This window comes from Moorena sp. SIO4A5 (assembly GCF_010672005.1).
Lineage (GTDB): Bacteria > Cyanobacteriota > Cyanobacteriia > Cyanobacteriales > Coleofasciculaceae > Moorena.
In genome coordinates this window covers 1-19,500 of sequence record NZ_JAAHHZ010000114.1, presented here as the reverse complement: position 1 = coordinate 19,500, position 19,500 = coordinate 1, and the positions used below count along the sequence as shown (strand labels likewise).

26 protein-coding genes are annotated in these 19,500 nt (G+C 44.0%); 16 read left to right on the top strand and 10 right to left on the bottom strand.

Features of this window, described 5'->3' with window-relative positions:
* The first annotated feature begins 156 nt into the window (after positions 1-156).
* From F6K57_RS26310 to F6K57_RS26285, 6 genes are all read left to right on the top strand, one after another.
* Positions 157-393: a hypothetical protein gene (locus F6K57_RS26310; protein WP_293024782.1), complete on the top strand. Its 237-nt coding sequence runs from the start codon at positions 157-159 to the stop codon at positions 391-393.
* On the top strand, positions 380-586 hold the full coding sequence (locus F6K57_RS26305) for a hypothetical protein (protein ID WP_293071486.1): 207 nt from the start codon (positions 380-382) through the stop codon (positions 584-586). Before F6K57_RS26310 ends, F6K57_RS26305 begins: the two co-directional genes overlap by 14 nt.
* A 120-nt stretch (positions 587-706) precedes the next feature.
* Positions 707-3,304 (top strand): PhnD/SsuA/transferrin family substrate-binding protein, encoded by a 2,598-nt coding sequence (locus F6K57_RS26300; protein WP_293071485.1) that lies wholly within the window; start codon positions 707-709, stop codon positions 3,302-3,304.
* Positions 3,305-3,668: 364 nt separating this feature from the next.
* Positions 3,669-3,791: a hypothetical protein gene (locus F6K57_RS26295; RefSeq protein ID WP_293071484.1), complete on the top strand. Its 123-nt coding sequence runs from the start codon at positions 3,669-3,671 to the stop codon at positions 3,789-3,791.
* Positions 3,792-3,832: 41 nt separating this feature from the next.
* Positions 3,833-4,990, top strand: a complete 1,158-nt coding sequence (locus F6K57_RS26290) for a GTPase (protein ID WP_293071483.1) — start codon at positions 3,833-3,835, stop codon at positions 4,988-4,990.
* Positions 4,991-5,003: 13 nt separating this feature from the next.
* Positions 5,004-5,189 carry a hypothetical protein gene (locus F6K57_RS26285; RefSeq protein ID WP_293030181.1) on the top strand — a complete coding sequence of 62 codons (186 nt, stop codon included), beginning with the start codon at positions 5,004-5,006 and terminating at the stop codon, positions 5,187-5,189.
* 536 nt (positions 5,190-5,725) lie between these two features.
* On the opposite strand, the gene F6K57_RS26280 is transcribed toward F6K57_RS26285, so the two are convergent.
* Entirely contained in the window at positions 5,726-5,953 is a 228-nt protein-coding gene (locus F6K57_RS26280) for a hypothetical protein (RefSeq protein ID WP_293045649.1), read from the bottom strand.
* A gap of 450 nt (positions 5,954-6,403) precedes the next feature.
* On the opposite strand from F6K57_RS26280, the gene F6K57_RS26275 reads away from it, so the two are divergent.
* The gene (locus F6K57_RS26275) at positions 6,404-6,559 is read left to right on the top strand and encodes a hypothetical protein (RefSeq protein ID WP_293071482.1); all 156 of its coding nucleotides are present in this window, start codon (positions 6,404-6,406) and stop codon (positions 6,557-6,559) included.
* On the opposite strand, the gene F6K57_RS26270 is transcribed toward F6K57_RS26275, so the two are convergent.
* The 3 genes from F6K57_RS26270 to F6K57_RS26260 all read right to left on the bottom strand — a co-directional run bounded on the left by F6K57_RS26270 (position 6,541) and on the right by F6K57_RS26260 (position 8,838).
* On the bottom strand, positions 6,541-7,113 hold the full coding sequence (locus tag F6K57_RS26270; protein WP_293071481.1) for a Uma2 family endonuclease: 573 nt from the start codon (positions 7,111-7,113) through the stop codon (positions 6,541-6,543). The genes F6K57_RS26275 and F6K57_RS26270 overlap by 19 nt on opposite strands.
* 159 nt (positions 7,114-7,272) lie before the next feature.
* Positions 7,273-7,542, bottom strand: coding sequence for a hypothetical protein (locus F6K57_RS26265; protein ID WP_293022915.1), 270 nt, complete (start codon positions 7,540-7,542; stop codon positions 7,273-7,275).
* A gap of 141 nt (positions 7,543-7,683) precedes the next feature.
* Positions 7,684-8,838 carry a calcium-binding protein gene (locus tag F6K57_RS26260; RefSeq protein ID WP_293071480.1) on the bottom strand — a complete coding sequence of 385 codons (1,155 nt, stop codon included), beginning with the start codon at positions 8,836-8,838 and terminating at the stop codon, positions 7,684-7,686.
* Positions 8,839-9,591: 753 nt separating this feature from the next.
* On the opposite strand from F6K57_RS26260, the gene F6K57_RS26255 reads away from it, so the two are divergent.
* A complete protein-coding gene (locus F6K57_RS26255) occupies positions 9,592-9,858 on the top strand; it encodes a hypothetical protein (protein WP_293071479.1) in 267 nt (88 codons plus the stop codon).
* Here the strand turns inward: F6K57_RS26255 and F6K57_RS26250 are convergent.
* Together F6K57_RS26250 and F6K57_RS26245 are read right to left on the bottom strand one after the other, a co-directional pair.
* Complete coding sequence (locus tag F6K57_RS26250) at positions 9,855-10,106, bottom strand: hypothetical protein (protein ID WP_293071478.1); 252 nt, start codon at positions 10,104-10,106, stop codon at positions 9,855-9,857. The two genes, F6K57_RS26255 and F6K57_RS26250, sit on opposite strands and share 4 nt — an antisense overlap.
* A complete protein-coding gene (locus tag F6K57_RS26245; RefSeq protein ID WP_293071487.1) occupies positions 10,067-11,374 on the bottom strand; it encodes a transposase in 1,308 nt (435 codons plus the stop codon). The genes F6K57_RS26250 and F6K57_RS26245 overlap by 40 nt, the downstream gene beginning before the upstream one ends.
* 63 nt (positions 11,375-11,437) lie before the next feature.
* Between F6K57_RS26245 and F6K57_RS26240 the strand changes: the two genes are divergently transcribed.
* The 3 genes from F6K57_RS26240 to F6K57_RS26235 all read left to right on the top strand — a co-directional run bounded on the left by F6K57_RS26240 (position 11,438) and on the right by F6K57_RS26235 (position 12,189).
* Complete coding sequence (locus tag F6K57_RS26240; RefSeq protein ID WP_293071477.1) at positions 11,438-11,617, top strand: hypothetical protein; 180 nt, start codon at positions 11,438-11,440, stop codon at positions 11,615-11,617.
* 94 nt (positions 11,618-11,711) lie between these two features.
* Entirely contained in the window at positions 11,712-11,885 is a 174-nt protein-coding gene (locus F6K57_RS42175; protein ID WP_364304195.1) for a type II toxin-antitoxin system RelE/ParE family toxin, read from the top strand.
* 127 nt (positions 11,886-12,012) lie between these two features.
* Complete coding sequence (locus F6K57_RS26235; protein ID WP_293071476.1) at positions 12,013-12,189, top strand: hypothetical protein; 177 nt, start codon at positions 12,013-12,015, stop codon at positions 12,187-12,189.
* A 202-nt stretch (positions 12,190-12,391) separates the two neighbouring features.
* On the opposite strand, the gene F6K57_RS26230 is transcribed toward F6K57_RS26235, so the two are convergent.
* A complete protein-coding gene (locus F6K57_RS26230) occupies positions 12,392-13,795 on the bottom strand; it encodes a ferredoxin:protochlorophyllide reductase (ATP-dependent) subunit N (protein ID WP_293047588.1) in 1,404 nt (467 codons plus the stop codon).
* Positions 13,796-14,102: 307 nt separating this feature from the next.
* On the opposite strand from F6K57_RS26230, the gene F6K57_RS26225 reads away from it, so the two are divergent.
* Positions 14,103-14,363, top strand: a complete 261-nt coding sequence (locus tag F6K57_RS26225; protein WP_293071475.1) for a hypothetical protein — start codon at positions 14,103-14,105, stop codon at positions 14,361-14,363.
* Here F6K57_RS26225 and bchL read toward each other — a convergent pair.
* The 3 genes from bchL to bchB form a co-directional block, all read right to left on the bottom strand.
* Entirely contained in the window at positions 14,343-15,206 is an 864-nt protein-coding gene (gene bchL / locus F6K57_RS26220; RefSeq protein WP_070391049.1) for a ferredoxin:protochlorophyllide reductase (ATP-dependent) iron-sulfur ATP-binding protein, read from the bottom strand. The two genes, F6K57_RS26225 and bchL, sit on opposite strands and share 21 nt — an antisense overlap.
* Positions 15,207-15,899: 693 nt before the next feature.
* Positions 15,900-16,157: a hypothetical protein gene (locus F6K57_RS26215; RefSeq protein WP_293071474.1), complete on the bottom strand. Its 258-nt coding sequence runs from the start codon at positions 16,155-16,157 to the stop codon at positions 15,900-15,902.
* A gap of 88 nt (positions 16,158-16,245) precedes the next feature.
* Positions 16,246-17,772, bottom strand: a complete 1,527-nt coding sequence (bchB, locus tag F6K57_RS26210; RefSeq protein WP_293071473.1) for a ferredoxin:protochlorophyllide reductase (ATP-dependent) subunit B — start codon at positions 17,770-17,772, stop codon at positions 16,246-16,248.
* Positions 17,773-17,892: 120 nt separating this feature from the next.
* On the opposite strand from bchB, the gene F6K57_RS26205 reads away from it, so the two are divergent.
* The 4 genes from F6K57_RS26205 (at position 17,893) to F6K57_RS26190 (ending at position 19,200) form a co-directional block, all read left to right on the top strand.
* Positions 17,893-18,033 (top strand): hypothetical protein, encoded by a 141-nt coding sequence (locus F6K57_RS26205; protein WP_293022896.1) that lies wholly within the window; start codon positions 17,893-17,895, stop codon positions 18,031-18,033.
* Positions 18,034-18,218: 185 nt separating this feature from the next.
* Positions 18,219-18,365: a hypothetical protein gene (locus tag F6K57_RS26200; RefSeq protein WP_293071472.1), complete on the top strand. Its 147-nt coding sequence runs from the start codon at positions 18,219-18,221 to the stop codon at positions 18,363-18,365.
* On the top strand, positions 18,359-18,496 hold the full coding sequence (locus F6K57_RS26195) for a hypothetical protein (RefSeq protein WP_293071471.1): 138 nt from the start codon (positions 18,359-18,361) through the stop codon (positions 18,494-18,496). Before F6K57_RS26200 ends, F6K57_RS26195 begins: the two co-directional genes overlap by 7 nt.
* Before the next feature lie 68 nt (positions 18,497-18,564).
* Positions 18,565-19,200, top strand: a complete 636-nt coding sequence (locus tag F6K57_RS26190) for a precorrin-8X methylmutase (protein ID WP_293055358.1) — start codon at positions 18,565-18,567, stop codon at positions 19,198-19,200.
* Positions 19,201-19,500 lie beyond the last annotated feature (300 nt).

Here is a 19,500-nt window from a genome sequence, read left to right as displayed (position 1 = left end):
GGTGTTTCTAACCACGGCATTTCCCCAAAACCTGCTATATTACCAAAGTGGACAATCGCGCCATAGGCAAAGACAAAGGCGAGGATTCTTAAATAAATGCTCATCCAAGGGCGTTCTGTAGCTTGGATAAAATAGTCAACCATAGGTAATACGTCCGTGAAAAAAAACGACTTCTGTCCACCTTTTAGAAGAATAGTAGATGGTTTGTCTGTAGTGCAAGCTACCAATCAAGTTTTCTTAGGGCAATATTTGCAGTTAGAGTGGGTGTATCAGCCAATACCTCAACTAGATGATAAATTTGTTCCCTTTGCTCAGACTATATCGAATTATGCTAATGAATTTAAATTACCAAAAATTAGACTATTGATAGAAAAGTATCTTGAAAATAATTAGTATAGCGCAGGGAATCGGGAATCGGGAATCGGGAATCGGGAATCGGGAATCGGGAATCGGGAATCGGGAATCGGGAATCGGGAATCGGGAATCGGGAATCGGGAATCGGGAAAGAGAGGGAAGTGTGGGAAGTGTGGGGAGATGGGGAGATGGGGAGATTTTTATTAAGGGTAATTATCCGGACATGATATAAACGCTATATTCAGCCTGTTAATTATTAATTAATGAAGGAAATAGGTATTGATGAATTAAAACTAGAATTTATTAACCGGAAAAGATATATAGTGTTTCTCATAGTTATGAGGGACATTAAATGTTCTTACACCGACTCCCGACTCCCGACTCCCGACTCCCTAAAACCCAAAACTTTGTATCTCACATAATTGAAAAGTACTATACTATGATTCGTCTTTATTTCTTAATTAAATCTAGCCTGATTATAGGCATAGGATTATCAGTCATAGCATCAGCAATAGCATCGACTGCCCCAGGGATTACTCTTGCTCAGGAACCTGTAGATGGAACAGGACAAAGAATGAATTCACAGGTAAAGATTGTTAAGGTGGGAGTGATGGCAATTCGGGGTGTTGACCATACTAAGGCAAAATGGCAACCGACCCTAGACTATCTCAGTGACACGATTTCCGGCTATGTTTTCCAACTTGTACCACTAGAGTTTGATACCCTCGAAGAAATAATAGCTAACCAGGAGGTGGACTTTGTGTTGCCTAACCCTGGAATGTATGTAGAGTTGGAATGGATTTATGGGGCAAGACGAATTGCCACCCTAAAAAATCTACGCCTAGGCAAGTCTTACACCCAATTTGGAGCGGTTATCCTGCGTCATGCTGACCGCAATGATATCCAGGATTTAAAGGATTTACGGGGTAAAACCTTTATAGCCGTCAGTGAAATTGCCTTTGGGGGCTGGCAAATGGCATGGGAAACTCTGTTAGAAGCTGGAGTTAACCCCTACCGTGACTTTCCAGCGCTCCACTTTGGTGGTAGCCATGACGCAGTGGTCTACGCTGTTCGTGATGGTATTGTCGATGCTGGCACTGTCCGCACTGATACCCTCGAACGTATGGCACAGGAGGGCAAAATTAATCTAGATGACTTTGTGATCCTGAATCAGCAAACTCAATATCAGGACACTTTCCCTTTTGCTCTGAGTACTAAACTTTATCCAGAATGGCCCTTTTCCACACTACCCCATACCCCAATGGAGTTAGCGGAAGAGGTTGCGATCGCATTAATTACCATGCCTTCTGAGCACCCAGCGGCCAAAGCTGGTCTTTATCACGGCTGGACCATCCCGGCCAACTACCAACCTTGTCACGAAACCTTACGCAATCTGCGGGTTCGTCCCTACGAAGATTGGGGAAAAGTGACTCTGGGTCAAGTTATCCATCACTACCGCTATTGGCTGTTATTTGCTGGTGTTTCCTGCTTTGGATTTAGCTATGGTCTAGTTTATCTAGCTGGGCGTAGGCGAATTGAAGCAGAACTGCGAAAAACCAATGCTTTACTGGAAATCCGGGTTGAGGAACGTACAGCTGAGTTCAAAGCAGCTAAAGAAGCGGCTGATCAGGCTAATAACGCCAAAAGTGAATTCCTGGCTAATATGAGTCATGAATTGCGTACTCCCCTCAATGGCATTTTGGGTTATGCCCAAATTCTGCAACGGGATCCACAGATAACTGCTAAACAAAAAGACCAGATCAATCTTATTTATCAGTGTGGCAACTATCTGCTCCATCTGATTAATGACATTTTAGACTTATCCAAAATCGAAGCTCGGAAAATGGAACTGTTTCCGACAGAAATTCATTTGCCGTCCTTTTTGAAAGAAGTTGTAGAAATGTGCCGCGTCAAAGCCCAGCAAAAGCAGATTGCTTTTATTTATCAACCCTCATCCCATCTGCCAGACGGTATCCTGGCTGATGGCAAACGATTGCGACAAGTTCTGCTTAATCTTTTGGGCAATGCCATTAAGTTTACTGACCATGGCGGAGTCACCTTTAAGGTAGAACTTATCAGTAACCACCAAGCACTTTCTACTCCCCAATCCCCCCTAGTCATAGTTCGATTTATCATTAAAGATACTGGGATTGGGATGACCCCAGAACAACTGGAAAAAATATTTTTGCCCTTTGAACAGGTGGGGGATGTTTATAATCGTGCTCAAGGTACTGGACTGGGATTAGCGATTAGCCAAACAATTATCAAGTTGATGGGAAGTTGTATCAATGTTGAGAGTACTTATGCCCAAGGTAGCATTTTCTCTATCGATTTAGAGTTACCCATTACCACAGCTGTGATTGAGACTAAGCAAGCCTCTACCAAAACCATTATAGGGTATCAGGGTAAACCACAAAAAATCCTAGTAGTAGATGACAAATGGGAGAATCGCTCTGTAATTGTGAATGTGTTACAACCTCTAGGATTTGAGCTGTTGGAGGCCAGTAATGGCGTTGAGGGTTTGGAAAAAGCCACAGAATGTAACCCTGATCTAATTATTACTGACTTGGTGATGCCGGTGATGGATGGCTTGGAAATGATGCGACGTCTGCGCTCATCAGATAAATTTAAAGATCTGTTGATTATTGCTTCATCTGCCAGTGTTTATGAGTTAGACAAGCAAGAGAGTTGGACTGCAGGCTGCGATGATTTTATTCCTAAACCAGTGGACGTAGCAGAATTACTGGAAAAATTAAAACAGCATTTGCAACTGGAATGGGTGTATGAAGACTTCATACCAAAACCAGAAACTATAATAGATGCTGGAGCTGAAGAAATCAACCTAGATGCCATTGTGCCTCCCCCATCCGATGTGCTGCTCCAACTTTATGAGTTTGCTAAGAAAGGTAATGTGTTTGAAATCAGCAAAGAAGCAAAAAAGCTGGAATAATTAGATGCTAAATTTGTCCCATTTGCTAAGGTGATATTTCAATTTGCTAAGGAATTTAATGTGAATGAACTTAGGAACTTTATCGAACATTATGTCGATTAAGTATCATTATAATTGGGGGAATAGGGAATAGGGAATAGGGAATAGGGAATAGGGACTTCGGAGCAGGAACCCACCCCTAACCCCTCCCAGGAGGGGAAGGCAAGAGGCAAGAGGGAAAAAATATTGTGTACCTCAGGTGCGACCCGTGGCGAATTTAATTCTTAATGGGTCAAGCGCACCTCATAGCTATGAGAAACGCTATATTCCTGCTCTGGTGACAATAACGATATAGTAATCTGTGTAGGAATTGTGATAATTTTTGATGCCGTATTTCCTACTCCCTACTCCCTACTCCCTACTCCCTACTCCCTACTCCCTACTCCCTACTCCCTACTCCCTTTGCTATAGACAAAAATCAGGGATTTTGGTAAAATTTTATGGCTAGATTCAATACTTATGGGTAATTGCTAAAGGAGAAAACTACTAATGTCAGAGCACATTTCGTTTGATGAACTGTTAGGCAAAATGAGCGAAGCCTATGAAGATGCCCAGAGCAAAGTTGAGCAATGTAATGTTTTAGTAATTGGTAAAACCGGTGTAGGAAAAAGTACTTTAGTAAACACAATTTTTCGCTCTCGTCTGGCAGAAACTGGAGTGGGCTATCCTGTTACTCAAACCATTCGTCGTTATACGAAAACAGGTTGCCCGATTACAGTGTACGATACACCAGGGCTAGAACTTAAAGCTCAACAGATTGAACGAGTAAGGGGAGATATCTCGAAACTAATTGATGATCAAAGGAAACTAGAGGCAAAAGAACATATTCATGTGGTGTGGTATTGCCTTAATCATGAAACAGCTCGATTGGATCCGATTGAGGAAGAATGGCTAAAGAGCCTGCAACAAAAAGATGTACCCGTTATCTTAGTGCTGACTCAAACCTTAACGAAAAAACGTAGTGAGTTTATTGCTTTCCTAGAGGGTAAGAATCTACCGGTTAGTCAGATTATTCCAGTGCTAGCACAATCAAAACCAATCGATGATGATTATACGGTGACAGCCCATGGTTTAGAGCGTTTAGTAGAAGTGACGGCAAATTTACTGCCGGAAGCCCAGCGCAAAGCATTTCTGAGAGAACAGATTAGAAATATTGAACTAAAAGCAGGTGAAGCGTTTAAATATGTTACGGGTTACGTTACTGGTTCAGCATTGGTTGGTGCCTCACCAATTCCGTTTTCTGATGCGCCAATCTTGGTAACTATGCAAACGGTAATGATTGCTAACATCACTAGCATTTTTGGATTAACGGTTGAAAGAGCTTTTCTGGGCATGGTGATATCTGCTCTTGGGGGTACAGGAGGAATGACTGCAGTGGGTAAAGTAATTGTCGCGAATTTACTCAAAATGATTCCTGGTGCAGGCACCGTGCTTGGTGGAGCAATATCAGGCTCAACGGCAGCAGCACTAACCCTGGCTCTTGGTCTATCTTATATTAAAGCACTCAAGATTTATGTGAAAGCTCAGGTTGATGGTAAAGAAATACCCCTTTCTGAGCTGGCGAAAATTATCATTGAACAATATAAATATTATGCGGGAACAGGTAAAAAAAGCTTGAGCGATCGGGAATTGCCCCCTTCAGATTAGGAGAGATGGGGAGATGGGGAGATGGGGAGATGGGGAGTGTGGAGATCTCACAGGGGTAGGTTTTTTACATTTGGGTCGGGAGTCGGGAATCGGGAGTCGGGAATCGGGAGTCGGGAATCGGAACCCACCCCTAACCCCTCCCAGGAGGGGAAGAGCGGGAAATGGGGAGAATTATCCCGGAAAATATTGTGTATTTTGATACATATTTTGAGGAATTTATACGTAATCAAAGTACCTACTCGCCCCTTTGTAAAAAACCTACCCTTATGAGGATGGGGAGATGGGGGGATGGGGAGTTTATTATAGTTTTTGCCTAATTGCTAGTAACTATAGCGGTTATCCTATTAATTAGCTACACAGATTTTTTCCCTATTCCCTGTGGGTGCATCTCCTAAAAGCTGTTTGACCCGGTGGTGCGTTACGGGACTGGCTCTCCCAACACTGGCGACCGTTAAAATCAGGGCAAGCCAGTCCCTAACGCACCCTACGCAACTTTTTTACTATTCTTCAACATCATAACCTTCAACTAACCAACCTTCAACCTTCAACTAACTAACCTTCAACCTTTAAACTAATAACCTGCTAACCTTCAAAAAAAATAGCCGCAGAAATACTATCCACGGCTAGGAATTTACCTTATGTCATTCAGTTTTCCAACCTATCCAAACGTGAGTGATCTTACACGACTCAACCGGATGGTTTTGCCGGGGGAAAACCCCCCAGCAATTTAACGTGTTAACGGAGTCTGAAGTACTTGGTGCTAATTGTTATGAATTCTCCCGGAACATCCGTCGGCTGCAGAGGACTCCACTCGGATATTTCGGTGTAGCCCAGTGCATAGAGGGTATGCATGGTATTAGTTATTGCCTTGCGGGAGCCTTTCAAAATGTGCTGAACACGGATTTTTTTGTTGGAATAATCGTCTGGATTGTTCTCTGAATTTGTTGGAAATTCTGATGGCATAAGGTGAACCTTTTGTTTTTTATTTACATATATAATAATAATGATTATATTTTATATTGTCAAGGGTTTTTAGAAGTTTTTTTTTGAGGGGTAATGTAAAAAAATGCGATGCTCTGAAAGAGCCGCTACGCGAACGCATTTTTTTAGCGATCGCAAAAGCTTTTCAGCATTTAAATTGGGATACCTAAATTGCTGAAAGGCAAGAGGCAAGAGGCAAGAGGCAAGAGGCAAGAGGGAAAAAATCCTGTGTACCTAATTACTCTGAGAAAAGATATAATGGAAATGTTTAGCAAACTTAAATGAATTGTGATAATTTTTTCCCTTTGGGTGCATCTCCTAAAAGCTGTTTGACCCGGTGGTGCGTTACGGGGCGGGCTGTCCCAAAAAGGCGCGAAGAGGCGGAAAATGAGCCCGCCCCTAACACACCCTACGCAACTGTTAGATCATGTTATGACAATTACCCTTAATAAAAATCTCCCCTATCTCCCCATCTCCCCATCTCCCCACACTTCCCACACTTCCCACCCTCCCCACACTCTTCCCTACTCCCTACTCCCTACTCCCTACTCCCTATTTCCTATTCCCTTTTATTTCGGAAAAAGCTGATGGACAGTACAAGTAAAACTAGGTAGGATAGGAGAGGTTAGGGTATCTTGGCTGAAAAGGGTTGCTACTAATTTGAGCTGACTGTTTTCTCGGCGATAAACTTCGAGCTTGCGAGAGGTGTAATCAGCAATCCAATATTCTTTTACGCCTCGGGAAGAGTAAAGTTTTAGTTTAGCTTCTCGGTCTCGTCTTTGGTCTTGTTGACTAGCAGATAAAACTTCGACTGCTAATTCTGGGGCACCAGTTAGATGTCCAGATTCGTCTAAGGTTAATGTATAGGTTTCTTGAGTAACCCAAACGACATCGGGAATAACATTATCGGATTCGGAAAACAGGACACCGGGACTAGGAATAGCTTCTCCTAAACCACTTGCTTCAGACCAAGCATCTAGCTGTCGAAAAATTTTGCCACAGGTTTGCTGATGTTTAGTATGAGGCGCTCTAGTGACAAATAATTCTCCATCAATGATTTCGTAGCGTGTTCCTTCATTTTCTGGTAGCAATTCTAGGTCATGAATAGTCCAGTATACTCTCTCATGTATTGCCTGATTCATGATTATTCTCTGTTAGCTTTATACTAATTATACTCCCGACTCCTGACTCCCGACTCCCTATTCCCATACTGTCAGAGTTAGATTACGAGCTAGGGAAGCTATAACTATAATGTTATCCTCGGGGCATACTTTAGAAAGTAATTATATTAACAAATGGAGCTAGAACAAAGAACAAAGAACAAAAAACAAAGGGAGCAGGAGTACGAGTCTAATTTTGATGGGAATGACGAAAATTGGTGAATTGACTTCTTTCAGAAGTCGGGAACAGGGAATAGGGAATAGGGAACAGAGAATGAGAGGCAGAGAATCAATATAAGTGGAGTGGGCATCCTGCCCGCCTGGAAATGAAACAGGCAAGATGCCCGTTCCACAGCCAGATGCCCGGATGCCCACTCCACAGCCAGATGCCCGTTCCAGAAAACTCTTCAAATCATTCGATTCTTAAGCAACACCGGAAGCGAGGGGTATAGCGCTACGCGCAAGTCAGAAGTCAGAAGTCAGAAGTCAGAAGTAAGCTATGACTAAGTTTCGGAGTTTAGGAATGTCCTAATCTTAATGCGTAGTGCTATATTAGAAAAATATACTGGAGAGATTATCAGTAAAGGTACTAACCTCAACTCCCTCTACATTGGCGAGAAGGTCACCATCAGCAGCTATGATATTCACACTGCCATTAGACTGCTCAAAGGTAAGGGTGCTAGCATCACTAACCCCAAAGCGAGTTAACCCCTGTTGGAAATTTATCACTTTGTCATGTCCTTCACCTTCTTCAAGGGCAATGGTGTTGTTACCATTCCCAAGCTGGATGGTGTCTAGACCGGAACCAGAATCAATAGTATTGTTTCCGTCACCAGTGTTGATTACGTCATTTCCAGCACCGCCAGTTATGGTGTCATCACCGTCTAAACCGAAGAAATTGTTGTGAGCTTCGTTACCGATAAGTTCGTCATTAAAATTAGTACCTACTGCTTTTTCAATACTAATTAAAGTTTGTGCTACTTCCTGATTTTGCTCATCGGTGTAACTACCAGTGCCTTCAGCCAGATTCAGCTTAATACCAGAGTTGATTAGATTTTGAAAGTTAACGGTATCACGACCTTCTCCACCGTCGAAGTGGTTGGAACCGCCACTGTCTTGGAAAGTATCATTTCCTGCACCACCGACATATTTGTCATCACCGTCTAAACCGAAGAAATTGTTGTGAGCTTCGTTACCGATCAGTTCGTCATTAAAATTAGTACCTACGGCTCTTTCAATACTAATTAAAGTTTGTGCTACTTCCTGATCTTGCTCATCGGTGTAACTACCAGTGCCTTCAGCCAGATTCAGCTTAATACCAGAGTTGATTAGATTTTGAAAGTTAACGGTATCACGACCTTCTCCACCGTCGAAGTGGTTGGAACCGCCACTGTCTCGGAAAGTATCATTTCCTGCACCGCCTTGGAGGACATCATTACCACTATCACCCCAAATTCGATCATTCCCAGCGCCACCTTGAATTACATCGTCACCTTCTCCACCAAAGAGTTGATCATTCCCTTCATTTCCTTGGATTACATCATCACCCTGATCTCCATAAATTACATCATTACCTAGATTTCCCTGGATAATATCATTCCCTTCCCGTCCTCGAACAATATCGTTTCCATCTAAAGCTTGAATGATGTCGTTTTCAGGGAGACCTTCTAAATTATCTTCGTTGAGAGTTCCTAAAATAATTGCCATTTTTTTATTTACTCCAATAATTGACTATTGATGCTGCCTAAATTTGCGGCGTTGCTGAATCAAGGAATGAATGCGCGATCATCTGGTTTTGGTCAAGCCCCCTAAATCCCCCAACTTTGGGGGACGCAAGAAAGTATTTTTCCCCCCAAAATTGGGGGGCTAGGGGGGCAAAACCATACCCAGAATAAGCAACGCCAAATTTGCAGTTAAATTTGGGAAATTAAAGGCACAATCATTGTTCTGATACTAGTGTTGTAATGTAAGCATTCAGCCGTCAGTAGTCAGTGGTCGCTGATAGCTGTTGGCGTAGCCTGCGCGTAGCCCATTAGCTTACGTTGTAATTGTTGTATTCAACAGTGAGCACAGATATTGATTGGTGCCTAAAAAAATCCGGAATATCATTATAATGAATGTTTTTTCCCCTTCATATAAGATAATTAACCGGAAAAAAATCCCTATTTATAGGTAAGCATTCAGCTCATGCCATGGCTGATAGCTGGCAATGGTAGATGCGCGGCGTTAGCTGTCGGCTGACTACTTCCATTTATAGCTTAAAACTAAGCGAAAATTCGCTATTTATTATCAAGTTAGCGTAATTATACGTATCGATTAGTTAAAGATTTTGTTGAATTAATTTACTGCAGTTAAAGTATTTATAAAAAGCTTTTATTGGATGCTTAAAAAGCTTTTTATAGCTTGTGTTAGTAATATCAAGTCAGGTTTAATACCCATAATTAGAGGGAGGGTGGGGAGATGGGGAGATGGGGAGGTGGGGAGATGGGGAGATGGGGAGATGGGGAGATGGGGAGATGGGGAGATGGGGAGATGGGGAGATGGGGAGATGGGGAGATGGGGAGATGGGGAGATGGGGAGATGGGGAGATGGGGAGATGGGGGGTGCGCTTGTCTCCCCCCGAGACTAATTACTGATTCTATTAAAAGAGTCTATCTGGTGCTGTTGACCGCTGATCGGATGCTTTACTTGACAATTTTTACTGTTTGTGTTAATAACTGCGCCTAGATTAACCCGGTCAGAGGAACTAGCGATCGCCTTTGGCGGAAGCTGAGGCCTTTGGCCACGCTTCGCGAACGCTTCATCGCGTAGCGTGACCTTTGGTCAATCGCATTCGGCAGAACCTGACTTTGCTCCTGCTGGTCTACCAGTTGCTGCCACCAGTTTTGCAGCTGATCTAGATTTTGAACTCTCCACGCTTTGAAAAACGTGGATTCTAAGCTGATGTCATTTCGCGGGTTAAAACCGCGCTGCATGACGCTTCACGATAGGATCTAGACAGTGAATCTAATCGGTATCGTTGTGGCAGGTTCAAGACTGCTCTACCGACCTCGGCTAGGGGAAACCCTAGCTGTGTCGCTACTTTCCTAAGGATGTTACAAGCCCCGTTACAATCTGCGTTGATTAATTCGTTATTACCTGACCGATACAAACCACGCCTTACTCGCTTTCCGGAAGCCTTCCACCCTTCAGGTTTCTCGCCGAACGTAGGTAGAAAATCATCATCTAGAAAACTAGCTTTACTGGTGTAGCTCTCCTCAGTCTCAACGAATTTAATGCCGTGTTTAATACATAGTTGTTCAATCCGATTTTTTAGCTTAGCTGTGGGAATCTGAACAAACTCTTGATTAGTTTTATTCCCAATATTAATACTGTCTTTATTTCGTCGATTCCAACCAAAAACAACGGTGCTAACTTTATGTCTTATGCACCAATTGACAATAAACCTGGCGACTTTGTTGATATTGTCACGCATTTGCCTATTGCGCTTCTCAGCCAAGAAAGCCAGGCGCTCATCCCAGTAACCTTGAGTTTTGCCTTTCTTTATTTTTCCTACCTGCTTGTTGTACCACTGGTTTTGGGATTTTACCTTTCTGCCATCAATAATGAATGACTTCCCAGTGGTTGAAACACAAGTCAACCAGTTATTGAGTCCTGGATCAATTCCTAAAACGTCATTGGTCGATGCTATTGGTTCAATGTCTGGTTGTTTATAAACGAATTCCAAATAAAAACAGCCATTCCTGGGAACAAATCGAAACTCTCTTATTGATTTGTAGTCAAGATTAGATGGCATCGGAAGAAGGAAATGGTCAATCTCGAACCAGGCTTTGACCTGTTTACCCAAAGGGAACTTCAGCTGACCCAATACCTGTTTTACCCACCGAGCAGGATAGCTGACTACGGCCATACCTCCCTTTTTACGGTACTTTGGGACTCTAGGCTGATCAGGTAGCTGGCCTTTTTCGTACAACTTACTTAAAGCTTTGTAGGATTTAAAAGATTCAATAACTCCGTGCAGTGTTTGTTGCGCACAAGCAGACCTCATAGCCTTGAAATGGATATTGGTCTTAAGTATCTTGTCTAGCTCAGCATTATTCAGATACTTTCCTGCTTTAAACAATATTTGACGGCAATAATATATACCACAGTTAGTTAGCTTATTAGCTTCCGAACAAATAAATTCTATAACCGCTCTATTCTCGGGACTTGTAGTTATTATATGCTGCTGGCAACCGTACATTTTTATCGACATGCATGCTGTGTTATCTTAATTGTATACCCCAATAAGTAATGGATCAAGTAAATGCCAGAGAAAACTATAAAGAAAATGGGAAGACCAAGTCTTCATGGTGAACGAAAGAAGTCGTATAGTGTAACAGCAACAAGAGAGGCTTGGGATGGATTAAAGGAAATGGCAGCGGCTTCGGGATTGAGTCTTTCTGAATTCTTGGAGAGACTAGGCAGGACAAAGAAATTACCATAACACGATCACCGGGATAAATCCCGGCACGCTGGCCGTAGGCCACGCTACGCGAACGCAATCCACGTATGGGAATTAAGTGGCTAACTCTCGCTTGATGTTATTTTGTTTATTTGAAGTCCGTACTAACTTACCTAATGGCCGCACTGCCCGCGTTCTTTTCTGCATTCATAACAATCAAATGGTTTTGTTACATGGATTCATCAAAAAAACCGAAAAAACGCCCAAACAAGAATTAGCTTTAGCTAACGCACGAAAACGCAACTTATAAACGAACAATGAATAATAATCCTTATATTGGTTCTTCCTTAGATGAACTTTTAGAATAAGATAACATCCTTGCTGAAGTTGAAGCCGTAGCTCTCAAACGAGTTTTAGCTTGGCAAATCGAACAGGGGATGCTTGAAAAAGGACTGACTAAAACTGAAATGACCCAGGTCATGAAAACCAGTCGTGCAGCTTTAGATAGTCTTTTAGATCCAAACAACACCTCTGTAACCCTGAGCACAATTGAACGGGCAGCTAATGCACTCGGTAAGCGGTTACAGCTTCAATTAGTTGATAGTGAAGTGTAAGCTTGCCCACGCTATCTGCCCTTCCTTAGGGCAGGGTTGTTTCTGGGGTACTACTAAAATTTGATTGGTGGGGAGATAGGGAAATAGGAAGATAGGGAGATAGGAGGAATTAAAGCGAATCAAAAGGTATTTTTAACCTTAAAAAAACCCTCTTCCCTACTCCCTACTCCCTACTCCCTACTCCCTACTCCCTTAACAATCGCTATACCTTAGCCTCTTCTTTGACTAACTTATCCCAACCCAAATCCTTGAGACTGTTATTACGACGTAACGGACGAGTTGCCAACTCTAGAATGTCTCGGGCATTAGTAAAGCCGTGCATTTGAGCAAAGGTAAACTCAACGGACCACTTAGTATTAATCCCCCGTGCTTCCAAAGGATTAGCATGAGCCATACCGGTAATTACCAAATCAGGCTCCAACTCATAAATCCGCTGAATCTGGTTATAATTGTCTGGCTTCTCGATAATCTTGGGAGTTGCTACACCCATTTCGTGGCAAGTCTGTTCTAACAGAGCTAACTCAGCCTTCTGATAACGCTTATCCATGTAAGGGATACCGATTTCATGGCAAGTCATCCCGCAACGAACGAGGAAACGAGCTAAGGAAACTTCCAGCAAGTTATCCCCCATGAAAAATACAGACTTACCACGCAACAGCTGGATATAATCTTCCAAGCTTTCCCAAATTTTAGCTTCCCGTTCTGCCAAGCCTTTTGGTTCAATACCAAACACAGAACACATTTTCTCTATCCAAGCCCGAGTGCCATCCGGACCAATGGGGAAAGGTGCGCCAATTAATTTACACTTGCGGCGGCGCATCAGAGTAGTAGCGGTGCGGCTGAGGAAGGGATTCACCCCAGCAACATAGTAACCTTCTTCAATTACTGGCAATTCCGTGTAACGCTTAGCAGGCAACCAACCAGACACCTTAATCCCCTGCTTCTTCAACTCTAGGGTGAGGTTAGTCACAACCGGGTCAGGTAGGGAGCCAAACAACACTAGGGGTGGATGATCCGCATAGTCAGACTCTTCCGCAGCCACCTCTTCTTTCTGGCGTCCAAAGTTGAGGAGTTTTGCGATCGCATTCCGTTCTTGTTTCTCCTCTTCCACCTGGGGTGCTTCCTTCGGACACTTGTGAGCCATAGCCGCCAACACAGTATCTTCACCCTGGGTGAAAGCATAGTCTAAGCCATTAGCACGAGCCACCACAATCGGAATCCCAATCTCAGATTCCAGCTTGGGAGCCAAGCCTTCCAAATCCATCTTGATAATTTCGGTAGTGCAGGTACCAATCCAGACAATCACACTAGGATTGCGATCGCGTTTAATCTGCAAACACAACCGCTTCAGTTCCTCGTAATCATTGAGCTTAGCCGAAATATCCCCTTCTTCCAACTCCGCCATGGCATAGCGTGGCTCAGCAAAAATCATCACCCCCATCGCATTTTGGAGGAAATAGCCACAAGTCTTAGTACCAATCACCAAAAAGAAGCTATCTTCAATCTTTTGGTAAAGCCATGCCACGCAGCTAATTGGGCAAAAGGTATGGTAATTCCCAGTTTCGCACTCAAAATCTAGGGCTTGAGGGGTTTGAGCAACAGTCATTTAAAATTCTCCTCTCCTGGTTTCTCTCTAAAGTTTTCAGGGTTTAAGGTTGAAGGTTTAAAGGTTGAAGGTTTAAGGTTTAAGGTTTAAGGTTTAAGGTTTAAGGTTTAAGGTTTAAGGTTTAAGGTTTAAGGTTTGCTGTTGACTCTTATAACTTTCAACCGGGTGCATCTCATTAAAGCTGTTTGACCCGGTGGTGCGTTACGGGACGGACTGTCTCAACACTGGCTACCGATAAAATGAGGGCGAGCCCGTCCCTAACGCACCCTACGCCTGCTTTCAACCGGGTGGATCTCATTAAAGCTGTTTGACCCGGTGGTGCGTTACGGGACGGACTGTCTCAACACTGGCTACCGATAAAATGAGGGCGAGCCCGTCCCTAACGCACCCTACGCCTGCTAACTTCCAACCTTCAACCTTTCTTTCAACCTTCAACCTTCAACCTCCTAACCTTCAACTTCCTAACCTTCAACCAAATAACTTTCAACCTTTCTTTCAACCTTCAACCTTCAACCTCCTAACCTTCAACCTTTCTTTCAACCTTTGCTTACACCATCATCAGGTCTAATTCTTCTTCCTCAGTCACTGCTGGGGTTTGAGGATTTAGGTAGAAGTCAGACAGCAAAGAGAACAACTCCCGGTCTGGTGCATCTTGAGGTACAACCCCCTCAGGCTGTGCCAGAATTTGGTCAGCAATGTTGAGATAGTATTGGCAAACCGGTTCCAGGCTAGGGTCAGTTTCTGCCATTTCAAAAATCGTTTTGCCCTTAACCCGAGAGACACGAATGTCCTCAATTAGTGGCAAAATTTCCAGCACTGGCATGGGCACAGCTTCCACATACTTATCGATTAAGTCGCGCTTAGAGGTGCGGTTGCCAATCAGACCAGCCAGACGCAGCGGGTGAGTGCGAGCTTTTTCACGAACAGAAGCAGCAATCCGGTTAGCAGCGAACAACGCATCGAAACCGTTATCCGTCACAATCATGCAATAGTTGGAATAGTTGAGGGGAGCAGCAAAACCACCACAGACGACATCACCCAGAACGTCAAACAGAATCACATCGTACTCATCAAAAGCATTCAGTTCCTTGAGCAGCTTAACCGTTTCACCAACTACATAGCCACCGCAACCAGCACCAGCCGGGGGACCACCAGCTTCTACGCAATGAACACCACCATAACCTTTGTAAATCACATCTTCAGGCCAGACATCTTCGTAGTGGTAATCCTTTTCCTGAAGGGTATCAATAATGGTAGGGATCAGAAAACCAGTCAGAGTGAATGTGCTGTCATGCTTCGGGTCACAGCCAATTTGCAGCACCTTGCGACCCCGCTTAGCTAGGGCAACTGAGATATTACAGCTAGTTGTGGACTTACCGATACCACCTTTTCCATAAACTGAAAGTTTCACCTTTAGTTATCTCCTGTTTCAGATAAAAATTCTTCTTTTGTCTTTGCCCCTAAGCCAGCCGAAAGCATAATTGCCAAAATTATGCTTGCTTGATTTATCTCAGGCACTAGTTAAGCGAGGGACCCTAAAGCCAGCGATAGATTGCTTGGCTTGTCTTGATGCAGTCGCTCATGGGGGAAACCCCCAAGACCGCTTAGGTGCGCTTTCCGTTGGCGAATTAAATTCGCCACGGGTCGCACCTCTGCATCGCTTCGGCGCTTATTGCATTATTCACCAACTGCACTAGAAAATACAGGGTTTTTTTGATCGATCTAGCCTTTAAATTAGCTTAAATCGATTTTTTTGAGTTTAAGCAATTATCTCAAGCAATTTAAATCTTATTTATTAAATTTAATATTTAAATAACTATTTTTATAAATAACTTTATTAAAAACTATTACAATAAACAAAACTATTAAATCACCAGGGTGAATGAAGCGGGGGTACTACTGTTGTAAATGTTGCGTAGGGTGCGTTAGGGACGGGCTCGCCCTCATTTTCTGCCTCTTCACGCCTTGTTGGGACAGCCCGTCCCGTAACGCACCAGCGGCTCAAACAGCTTTAATGAGATCCACCCGTTAACGTTGCTCACCATAGACCATGGCTGGGCAAAATCATCCATACCCACCAGAAGCCATAGGCGGGTCTAGCTATTCAGATTTTTTGTAAATAATAATTAAATTTTTTCGGAGCAATCACAGCAATCTTCGTCGATAGAGTCACAGACTTTGAAAAAGGTACAAAGAATCGGGAGTCGGGAATCGGGAATCGGGAATCGGGAATCGGGAATCGGGAATTGGGAATTGGGAGTCGGGAATCGGGAATCGGGAATCGGGAATCGGAAAAACTGATCTGATTCCCAATCTCCCCATCTCCCCATCTCCCCATCTCCCCATCTCCCCATCTCCCCATCTCCCCATCTCCCTATCTCCCCATCTCCCCATCTCCCTATCTCCCTATCTCCCCACCTCCCCTGATTCAGATTAAATCTGTATTAAGCTCAAGCCCCTACAGCTTCCTTAGCGGCATACATCACTTCAAGAGTGATTTCACTAAAGCCACGCTCACGAGCAAACTTCTCAGTATTGCGCTTTACTTTACCGCGAACAAAACCAGGCACCTTATTCAGTTCTGCTTTAGCGTCCTTACTCCAGTTCAGGTCAGAATCAGCAGAGATCCCCTTGGTAATAACTTCCTTGGTATCATGACCACCAAAGATTTCCAACAAGTGGTCTTCCATACCCAAGGTGAAGGAATTGTAGACCAAATCAGCAATTTGGTTAGTACCTTCGTAACCCATGAAGGGACGATAACCGATGGGGAAGTTTTGGATATGAATGGGAGCAGCAATCACACCACAAGGAATATTCAAGCGCTTACCAACGTGCCGTTCCATTTGGGTACCGAAAATCGCAGCAGGTTCAATTCGTGCGATCGCATCCCCAATCGCACCATTATCATCACTGATCAGGATCTCATCACAGTATTCGCTCACCTGCTCCTTGAACCAATCTGCATCATACTTACAGTAGGTACCAGCCAGCACCACATGAATACCCATTTCCCGTGCCAGAATCTTGGTCATAGCGGCAGCGTGGGTATTATCTCCGAAAACCACAGCCTTCTTACCCGTCAAGTTCTGGCAGTCGATCGAGCGAGAGAACCAGGCAGCTTGAGAAACGTACAGGGTTTGGTTGTCGATGTACTCCTCGTAATCGACATTAGCACCTTGACCATTGAGGATTTCCTGAATCTTACGGATACAACGAGCAGTTTCCACCACACCCAGAGGAGCAATATCGACATAGGGCATCCCGAATTGTTCTTCCAGGTAACGGGCACTCATCAAGCCAATTTCCCGATAAGGCAACAGGTTAAACCAAGCCCGAGGTAGATTTTTCAGGTTGTGGACAGACGCTCCCTCTGGGAGGACTTCGTTAACTTCAATGCCCAAATCAGCCATCAACCGCTTCAGTTCAGTACAATCGTGTTGATTGTGGAAGCCAAGGGTAGAAATACCAATGATGTTCACCGAGGGTTTTGCGGTTTTGCCCTCTGGGAGCTCACCCTTCTTGCGGGCTTTGTTGAGGTAGAACTGAACAATTTGATCTAGGGTGCGGTCAGCCGCTTGTAATTCATTGACCCGGTAGTGGTTCACATCTGCCAACATCACATCAGCCTTAGCATCCATCTGAGCCCGGTTTACGAAGTTCTCCAGGTCTTCTTGTAGGATACTGGAGGTGCAGGTGGGAGTTAGCACAATCAGATCAGGGTTTACCTCCTGATCCTTGCGGGTGATGTTGTCCACTACTTTTTCCTGAGAACCCCGTGCTAGCACGTTCCGGTCAACAATACTAGCAGTTACCGGAGTGTAATCCCGCTCTCGCTCTAGCATTGAGCGCATCACGTTGAAATAGTCATCCCCTAGGGGGGCATGCATAATAGCATGGACATTCTTAAAAGAACTCGCAACGCGCAGTGTGCCAATGTGGGCAGGACCTGCATACATCCAGTAAGCCAATTTCATATCCTATTCTCCCTTGTTAAAATATCAAGTATCAAGTATCAAACATCAAGCATCAATCATCAAAAATTAAGCATTAAGCATCAAAAATCAATCATCAATCATCAAAAAGGTAACAATTTTATGGATTTGTTACTCAGCAACCAAGAGAGTTTCAGCCTTGGCCTTTGGCCACGCTACGCGAACAGCCTTGGCCTTTGGCCACGCTACGCGAACAGCCTTAAGACCTCTCGTGATTTAGATTTTCTCAGAAGTCCGAGGTAATGACTATCCTTAGGGATAAGTGTTCTTTCCCTGGTATCTAATTCGCCAAATCCTCTTGCCAAGCTAAACATATCGATTAGGGATATAAGAGAATCTGAATCAAATTGCAATTATTCTTAATTTTTAGTTACAGGGAGTAGGGAGTAGGGAGTAGGGAGTAGGGAGTAGGGAGTAGGGAGTCGGGAGTGTGGGAGGTGTGGGGAGTGTGGGGGAGATGGGGAGATGGGGAGTGTGGGAGATGGGGAGATGGGGAGATGGGGAGATGGGGAGATGGGGAGTCAGATCAGTTTTCCCTGTTGCCTGTTGCTAGCTTGCCTATTGCCTGTTGCTAGCTTGCCTATTGCCTCTTGCCTCTTGCCTGTTGCTAGCTTGCCTATTGCTAGCTTGCCTATTGCCTATTGCTAGCTTGCCTCTTGCCTATTCCCTATTCCCTATTCCCTATTCCCTATTCCCTATTCCCTAATATGAAAACCACTAGAGCAAGCATAATAATGTCAAAATAATCACAACCAGTTTGTCTGAAGAGTCCTCATGGAATGGCATATAACTGATGCCCAAAGTCTGGCAATTATTGACCGTGAAATAGGCGAGCATGTCTTTTCACCAGCAGAATACGAGATTGTGCGGCGGGTGATTTATGCCACAGCCGACTTTGAGTATAAGTCTCTGATTCATTTTTCTGAGCGGGCATTACAAGCAGGAGCAGCTGCTCTCGCTGCTCGTAGCACCATTGTAGTAGATGTGCCAATGGTACAAGTGGGTATCACTCCCCACATTCAAGATACCTTTGCTAATCCAGTGTATTGCAGCATGGAAACCCTCACTCGTCCGCAAAAAGAAAAGACTAAGGCAGCCTGGGGGATGCAAACCTTAGCTAGACGCTATCCAGAAGGAATTTTTGTTATTGGTCAAGCTCAGACAGCTTTGACAGTATTGGTGGAGTTGATTGAGGCAGAGGAAATTCGACCAGCCTTGGTGATTGGGGTACCTGCGGGATTTGTCGAGGTGGATGTGGCTAAATCTCGGTTGAGGGATTCTTTGATTCCCCACATTCGGATTGATGGTCGTAAGGGTTCTGCGGTAGTGGCGGCTGCTATTGTTGATGGCTTAGTAGACTTGGCTTGGCAAGCCTACGGCCAGGATGATATTGATCTCTCACATGCCTAAAAGGGCGTTGCCCAATTGTGGAATGATTGAGAATAATGGCTAATCGGTAATGGGTAATGACCTTCGGTCAGGCTCATTGACCAAAACCCTCCGTTGGTGATCGATAAAAATTTGGTTAAGATCCTGTCAGCAACGGTTTAGCAAAGGGATAAGGATGGCAACTGCGGTTAAACTAATAGCTCCAGGTTTTTGTGTAAAGTACCCGAAAACCCCTTGGAGTGTGATATATGTCGAGGATGCTTCAGGCAAGTTTCATTTCCGCCTTAGTAGTCGAGACTTCAAATTTGAACCCCGCGATCG